This is a genomic window from uncultured Cetobacterium sp., assembly GCF_947039425.1.
Lineage (GTDB): Bacteria > Fusobacteriota > Fusobacteriia > Fusobacteriales > Fusobacteriaceae > Cetobacterium_A.
The window spans coordinates 1-6737 of record NZ_CAMQYW010000087.1; the positions used below are offsets into that span (position 1 = coordinate 1).

8 protein-coding genes and 1 pseudogene are annotated in these 6737 nt (G+C 26.3%); all 9 read left to right on the forward strand.

Features of this window, described 5'->3' with window-relative positions; translation table 11 throughout:
- A pseudogene (locus Q0V09_RS05970) lies at window positions 1-893 on the forward strand (oxaloacetate decarboxylase subunit alpha); the annotation flags it as partial.
- A gap of 120 nt (window positions 894-1013) precedes the next feature.
- The gene (locus Q0V09_RS05975; protein WP_297406075.1) at window positions 1014-1544 is read left to right on the forward strand and encodes a GNAT family protein; all 531 of its coding nucleotides are present in this window, start codon (window positions 1014-1016) and stop codon (window positions 1542-1544) included.
- 10 nt (window positions 1545-1554) lie between these two features.
- A complete protein-coding gene (gene ndk / locus Q0V09_RS05980; RefSeq protein WP_297406074.1) occupies window positions 1555-1956 on the forward strand; it encodes a nucleoside-diphosphate kinase in 402 nt (133 codons plus the stop codon).
- 122 nt (window positions 1957-2078) lie between these two features.
- Window positions 2079-3236, forward strand: a complete 1158-nt coding sequence (locus tag Q0V09_RS05985) for an ABC transporter substrate-binding protein (RefSeq protein WP_297487664.1) — start codon at window positions 2079-2081, stop codon at window positions 3234-3236.
- A complete protein-coding gene (locus tag Q0V09_RS05990) occupies window positions 3236-3931 on the forward strand; it encodes a GTP-binding protein (RefSeq protein ID WP_297487666.1) in 696 nt (231 codons plus the stop codon). The genes Q0V09_RS05985 and Q0V09_RS05990 overlap by 1 nt, the downstream gene beginning before the upstream one ends.
- Window positions 3931-4728, forward strand: a complete 798-nt coding sequence (locus Q0V09_RS05995) for an ATP-binding cassette domain-containing protein (RefSeq protein WP_297406818.1) — start codon at window positions 3931-3933, stop codon at window positions 4726-4728. Before Q0V09_RS05990 ends, Q0V09_RS05995 begins: the two co-directional genes overlap by 1 nt.
- Window positions 4729-4782: 54 nt before the next feature.
- On the forward strand, window positions 4783-4995 hold the full coding sequence (locus Q0V09_RS06000; RefSeq protein ID WP_297406817.1) for a hypothetical protein: 213 nt from the start codon (window positions 4783-4785) through the stop codon (window positions 4993-4995).
- Between the two features lie 100 nt (window positions 4996-5095).
- Window positions 5096-5854, forward strand: coding sequence for an MBL fold metallo-hydrolase (locus Q0V09_RS06005; protein WP_297406816.1), 759 nt, complete (start codon window positions 5096-5098; stop codon window positions 5852-5854).
- 68 nt (window positions 5855-5922) lie between these two features.
- On the forward strand, window positions 5923-6737 hold an 815-nt coding region (locus Q0V09_RS06010), incomplete at its 3' end, for an MATE family efflux transporter (RefSeq protein ID WP_297487668.1).

Below are 6737 nucleotides of genomic sequence, written 5' to 3' on the forward strand. Positions count from 1 at the left end.
CTGAGTATTATAAAAATTTAGCAAAAGAGATGGAAGAGTTAGGAGCAGATTCTATTGTAATAAAAGATATGGCTGGAATTCTCTTACCAGAAACAGGTTATAAATTAATAAAAGAGATAAAATCTGTAATTAATATCCCGTTAGAGTTGCATACTCATGGAACAAGTGGAATAGCGGGTATGTTATATTTAAGAGCTATTGATGCTGGAGTTGATATTATTGATACTGCAATTTCAGCCTTTGCAGGTGGGACCTCTCAACCTGCAACAGAATCTATAGTAAGAACTTTAGAGGGAAACAAAAGAGACTCGCAGCTTAATTTAACTTTATTAAAAGAAATAGCTGAATATTTTAAACCAATTAGAAAAAAATATGTGGAGGAAAAAAATTTAAATATACAAGCATATTTTGTAGAACCTAGCATTTTAGAATATCAACTTCCAGGAGGAATGTTATCTAACTTAATTTCGCAATTAATAATTCAAGGAGAACTTGATAAATATGAAGATGTTTTAAAAGAGATACCAAGAGTAAGAGAGGATTTAGGATATCCACCACTAGTAACTCCATTAAGCCAAATTGTTGGAGCACAAGCAGTTTTTAATATTTTAACAAAGGAAAGATATAAATTAATTTCAAATGAAATAAAAAATTATGCACGAGGATTATATGGGAAAACACCTATTTCAATTAAGGAAAATATAAAAAAAATATTAATAGGAGATGATTCTATTTTTGAAGGTCGTCCTGCAGACCAATTAAAACCAGAATATGAACTTCTTGAGGAAAGAGTAAAAAAAATAGTAAATAATCCAGTTCCAGAAGATATATTAATATATGCAATGTTTCCACAAGAGGCAATAAAATACTTTCAAAAAAATAAAATACTATAAATAGTAAAGACATAATCATATATAATTCACAAAATTCATATAAAAATTCCTTTAAACATTGACAAAATAAAAAAAATAGAGTATTAGAATAGATAATAAAATAATCTGGGAGGTTATATTATGTTTGAAGGAAAAAAAGTTATTTTAAGAGGATATAAGGAATCAGATATTGAAAAAAGTTGGGAATTAGTAGAGGAAAAGGGAATAAGAGAACTTTTACAATCTGATCCAATATTCCCTAACTCTTTAGAGAATCAAAGAGATTTTATAAATAAAGTTATGAAGGGAAGTGAAAAAGAGTATCATTTTGCTATTGAAAGAAAAGATATGAAAGAATATATTGGTGGATGTGGAATAAACTCTATTGATAGAAAAAATAGTATTGCAGAGATTGGAATTTGGTTAGGGAAAGAATATCATGGAAAAGGGTTTGCATCTGATGCACTAAGATTATTGTGTAGTTATCTTTTTAATGAACTGAATATTCATAAGATTAAATTATTTTATTTTGAATTTAATGATGCAGCAAGAGCATGTTATGATGCAGTTGGATTTAAACCAGAAGGAATAAATAGACAAGAGATCTATAGATATGGAAGATATTCAGATGTTATTACTATGGGAATGTTTAGAAATGAATTAAAGTTATAAGGAGTCCTATATGGAAAAGACTTTATTAATAATAAAACCTGATGGAGTAAAAAGAAAATTAATTGGTGAAATTATCCAAAGAGTAGAGAAAAAAGGATTAGAAATCAAAGAGCTTCAGATGAAAAGATTAACTTTAAATGAAGTTGAAAAACATTATGAGATGCATAAAGAAAAAGATTTTTATAAAGACTTAATTGAATTTTTAATGTCTGGACCTATTGTATTAATTATAGTAGAGGGTGAAAATGCCATAGAGATTATACGAAAAATGGCAGGAAAAACTGATCCTAAAGAGTCTGACTTTGGTACTATAAGAGGTGATTTTTCAATAAATATTCTTGAAAATATAGTTCATACATCAGATAGTAGAGAAAATGCAAAAAAAGAAATTTTAAATTTTTTTAATATATAAATAAAAGACTTCTCAAATTTAAATTGAGAAGTTTTTTATTTGTGTAACATAGGTTACAGATATAAAAATAAAAATATGGTAAACTTATTTTAGAATATAAAGAAGATAGCTAAGGAGGATTAATGAGAATAAAGAAAAATATGAATTTAAATGAAATAATAGTAAAATATCCTGAAACAATAGAAATTTTAAAAAATAATGGGTTTAAAGGTTTAGATAATCAAGTAGTTTTGGAGAAATTAAAAGAAATTACTTTAGAAGAAGCATTAAAATTGAAAAAAATAAATATAGATTCTTTTTTAATTTTACTAGAAGAATCTATTGGTGAAGATAAAGTATTAGAAGATAAAAATGCTATAACATTAACAGGATTACTCCCTTGTCCAGTAAGGACTCCTTTGTTAGAAAAATTTCAAAATTTTTTACATAAAAATAAAGATATAAATATTAAATATGAACTTAAAGCTGCATCAGCAGGACTGTCTTGGTTAAAAGATGATGTGATAAATGCAAATAATTTAGACAATTTATCAGATATGTTTATATCTGCTGGATTTGATTTATTTTTTGAAAAAAAGTTAATGGGAAAATTTAAAGAGCACGGAGCTTTTGAAGATATGACAGATATAACAGAGTACAATAAAGATTTTATAGATTTAAAAGATCCTAAAGGGGAATATTCAATGATTGGAGTAGTACCTGCTATTTTTTTAGTTAATAAAGAAAAATTAGGAAATAGAGATATGCCTACATCTTGGGAAGATATTTTATCTCCTGAATTTGAAAAATCAGTTTCACTTCCAATAGCTGATTTTGATTTATTCAATGCTATTTTAGTAAATATTTATAAAAAATATGGTGATAGTGGAGTTGAAAAATTAGGTAAAAGTCTAATGAGTAGTATGCATCCAGCAGAGATGGTAGGATCAAATGGACCAACAATAACAATAATGCCATATTTCTTTTCAAAAATGATAAAAGAAAATGGTCCTATGATTGCTATTTGGCCAAAAGAGGGAGCTATTATATCACCTATATTTATGTTAACTAAAAAAAATAAAAGAGATGAACTGAAAAAAATAGTTGATTTTATGAGTGGAGAAGAGATTGGAAATATAATCTCTCATCAAGGGTTATTTCCAAGTGTTAATCCAAAAGTAAAAAATCTAACAGAAGGTAAACCAATAATGTGGATTGGTTGGGACTATATATATTCAAATGATATAGGTGAAATAATTAGACATTGTGAAGAGATTTTTAAAAAAGGAGCTGAGTTATAATGAATTTAATTACAATATCAGGACCACCATCTTCTGGAAAAACATCAATTATTTTAAAAACTATAGAAAGTTTAAAAAATAAAGGATTAAAAGTTGGAGTTTTTAAATTTGATTGTTTATATACAGATGATGATTTGATTTATAAAAAAATAGATGTTCCAGTAAAAAAGGGACTTTCAGGATCAGTTTGTCCTGATCACTTTTTTGTAAGTAATATTGAAGAAGTTGTACAATGGGGAAAAGAGTTAAATTTAGATATATTAATAAGTGAAAGCGCAGGGTTATGTAATAGATGCTCTCCTTATATTCAAGGAATAAAAGCTATATGTGTAATAGATAATTTAAGTGGAATAAATACTCCTAAAAAGATTGGACCAATGTTAAAAACAGCAGATATAGTGGTTATTACAAAGGGAGATATTGTTTCTCAAGCAGAGAGAGAAGTTTTTGCCTCAAGAGTTCAAAGGGAAAATCCAAGGGCTATAATAATGCATATAAATGGTCTTACAGGTCAAGGAGCTTATGAATTTTCAAATATAATATGTAGAGACAACGAAGAAATTACAACAGTTGTAGAAAAAAAATTAAGGTTTTCAGTTCCATCAGCAGTATGTTCATATTGTTTAGGAGAAACTAGAATAGGTAGTTCATATCAAATGGGAAATTTAAGAAAAATAGATATGGAGGAAAAGTAATGGATATGATGGATATATTAGGTTTAAATGAGGATAAGATTGAAAGTATAACAATAAAAAGTGGATATAATAAATTTGGAGAAAAAGAAAATTTTCAAGAGTTTACAATATATGCAGGAGAAATAATATCAATTGTAGGACCAACTGGTTCAGGGAAAAGTAGGTTGCTAGGAGATATTGAATGGGGAGCAAAGGGAGATACACCAACTAAAAGAGTCATATTAGTTAATGGAAAAGAAATGGATGATCAAAAAAGATTTTCTCCAAGTTCTAAATTAGTAGCACAATTATCACAAAATATGAATTTTGTAATGGACTTAACAGTTGAGGAGTTTTTAGAACTTCATGCTGAAAGTAGATTTGTAGAAAATAGAGATGAAATAGTAGAAAAAATTTTTAATAAAGCAAATGAATTAGCTGGAGAACACTTTAAAAAAGATACCCCAATAACAAGTTTAAGTGGAGGGCAATCAAGAGCTTTAATGATAGCTGATACAGCTATATTAAGTCAATCACCAATTGTATTAATAGATGAAATAGAAAATGCAGGAATAGATAGAAAAAAAGCTTTAGATTTGCTCATAGGAAATGATAAGATTGTTTTAATAGTTACACATGATCCTATATTAGCTTTAATGGGAGAAAAAAGAATTGTTATAAAAAATGGTGGAATAAATAAAATTTTAGATACAACAGATGAAGAAAAAGAGATATTAAAAGATTTAGTATTGCTTGATGAAAAATTTAAAAAATTAAGAGATAAATTAAGAGATGGACAGAGAGTAGAGATTTGTTAAAATAATTTTTTTGTGTTATAATTTAAAAAAATTTAAATTATGGAAGGGTGGATTATGAAAAAATTATTAATACTAGTGGCAGTTTTATCTTTTGCAGGTTGTATGCAAAAAGAAGTAAAATTTGGTGATGAGAATTTAAATTTAAAAGGAACAAAATTATATTATAAAAATAAATTATTTTCAGGTGTAGTAACACAAGAAGTTCCATTTACAGATAGAGTAATTAGAATAGAATATACAAATGGAGTTTTAAAAACTGAAAAATAGAGATAAAGGGCTTAGAATATTTATTCTAGGCCTTTTTTAAAGGAAAAAAATATATCTATTAGAAAATAATCTTATATAAAGTGAAAATAGGAGGAGAATTATGGAATTATATTTTACTTTTATTGGAGGAGATTGTTGGACTATTGAAATAGATAATAAATTTAAAATAGCATGTGACCCAGCTTTGACACCTAAAGGTACAAAATACGATTATAGAGGGTCAAAAGTAAAAAGAGTAGAAGAACCTATATATACTTCTGAAACCTTTAAAAATGTGAAAATATGGCTTTTAACATCAAATAGATTTGATAGAATAGATGAACTTGGAATAAATTTAATGGAGGAAGATTCTAAAATTATAGCTAGAAAAGAATGTGGAAAATTATTAAGAGAAAAAAAGAATGCTAATTTATATTTTTTAGATTGGTATAAGAAAAGAGAATTAGAAATAAAAGGATATTATATTTCTATTGAAGCTATTCCGTCATATAAAGAGGGTGGATTTATGTCTAGAGCTTCTTCTAATGAAATAAATGGATATTTTATTATTATTAGAAAAAATGAAGATATAAGAAGAATATATTTTACAGGAGATACAATATATCATGAAAAAATAGTTAAAGAGCTAATTGTTCATAAGATAGATGTTATTATTGCAAATATTGGTCAAGTAAAATGTGGAGCTTGGAGTGGAACTAAAACAATGGATATTGTTATGTTAAATAGTTTTATTAACAATTTAACACCAGGAAAGGTTTTGCCAATACACTTAGAGGATTTTTCAAATAATACTATATCTAAAAAAGATATAGAAAAGTATATAAATCCAGTTATAAAAGGAGAAAGAATTAAGATATAACACTTTTTAAAGTGTTGACATATAAACACATTTGATGTATTATTTTGTTGACAGTTTAAGGAGGATTTATGGATGTTAATAGATTAGGAACAGAAAAAATATCGAAATTATTATGGGAGTATTCAATACCAGCAATAACAGGAACACTTGTTTATATTTTATATAATATTGTTGACAGAATTTTTATAAGTTTTGGTCTTGGAAGATTAGCAATAGCAGGAATGAGTATAACTCTTCCAATATTTACTTTTATTCTCGCAATAAGTTTATTTATAGGTGTTGGAAGTGGAGTTTTAATATCAATAAATATTGGAGCAAAAAAGGTAGATGTTGCTGAAAGAGTATTAGGAGTATCTATGCTTTTATTTATAGGAGTCGGATTTATATTTTCAGTTTTAGGAACTAAGTATTTAAATGAAATACTTAAATTATTTGGTGCTACAAAAGAGAATATAATTTATGCAAAAGACTATATGAAAGTTATTTTTATAGCAGCTCCTTTTCAATTTTTATCAATAGGATTAAATAATATAATTAGAGGAGAAGGAAGTCCTAAGGTAGCTATGAAAATGAATATTATAGGTGCTATTATAAATATAGTTTTAGATCCAATATTAATATTTACTTTACATTTAGGCATAAAAGGAGCAGCAATAGCGACTATTGTAGCAAATGTTGTTGTGGCATTTTTTCAATTAAAACATTTTTTAGTAGGAAATAGTAAAATTAAATTAAAAAAAGAGAATATAGTTTTAGATTTAGATATAATAAAAAAAATATCAAAAGTTGGAATATCACCATTTACAATGCAATTATCTAATTCAATAGTTGTTATATTTATTAATAAATCATTAAATATATATGGTGGGGATATAGCTATTGC

Bases quoted from the DNA above. Each gene is read 5' to 3' on its own strand.
- Q0V09_RS05975 (WP_297406075.1), top strand. From the start codon at position 1,014: ATGTTTGAAGGAAAAAAAGTTATTTTAAGAGGATATAAGGAATCAGAT.
- ndk (WP_297406074.1), top strand. From the start codon at position 1,555: ATGGAAAAGACTTTATTAATAATAAAACCTGATGGAGTAAAAAGAAAA.
- Q0V09_RS05985 (WP_297487664.1), top strand. From the start codon at position 2,079: ATGAGAATAAAGAAAAATATGAATTTAAATGAAATAATAGTAAAATAT.
- Q0V09_RS05990 (WP_297487666.1), top strand. From the start codon at position 3,236: ATGAATTTAATTACAATATCAGGACCACCATCTTCTGGAAAAACATCA.
- Q0V09_RS05995 (WP_297406818.1), top strand. From the start codon at position 3,931: ATGGATATGATGGATATATTAGGTTTAAATGAGGATAAGATTGAAAGT.
- Q0V09_RS06000 (WP_297406817.1), top strand. From the start codon at position 4,783: ATGAAAAAATTATTAATACTAGTGGCAGTTTTATCTTTTGCAGGTTGT.
- Q0V09_RS06005 (WP_297406816.1), top strand. From the start codon at position 5,096: ATGGAATTATATTTTACTTTTATTGGAGGAGATTGTTGGACTATTGAA.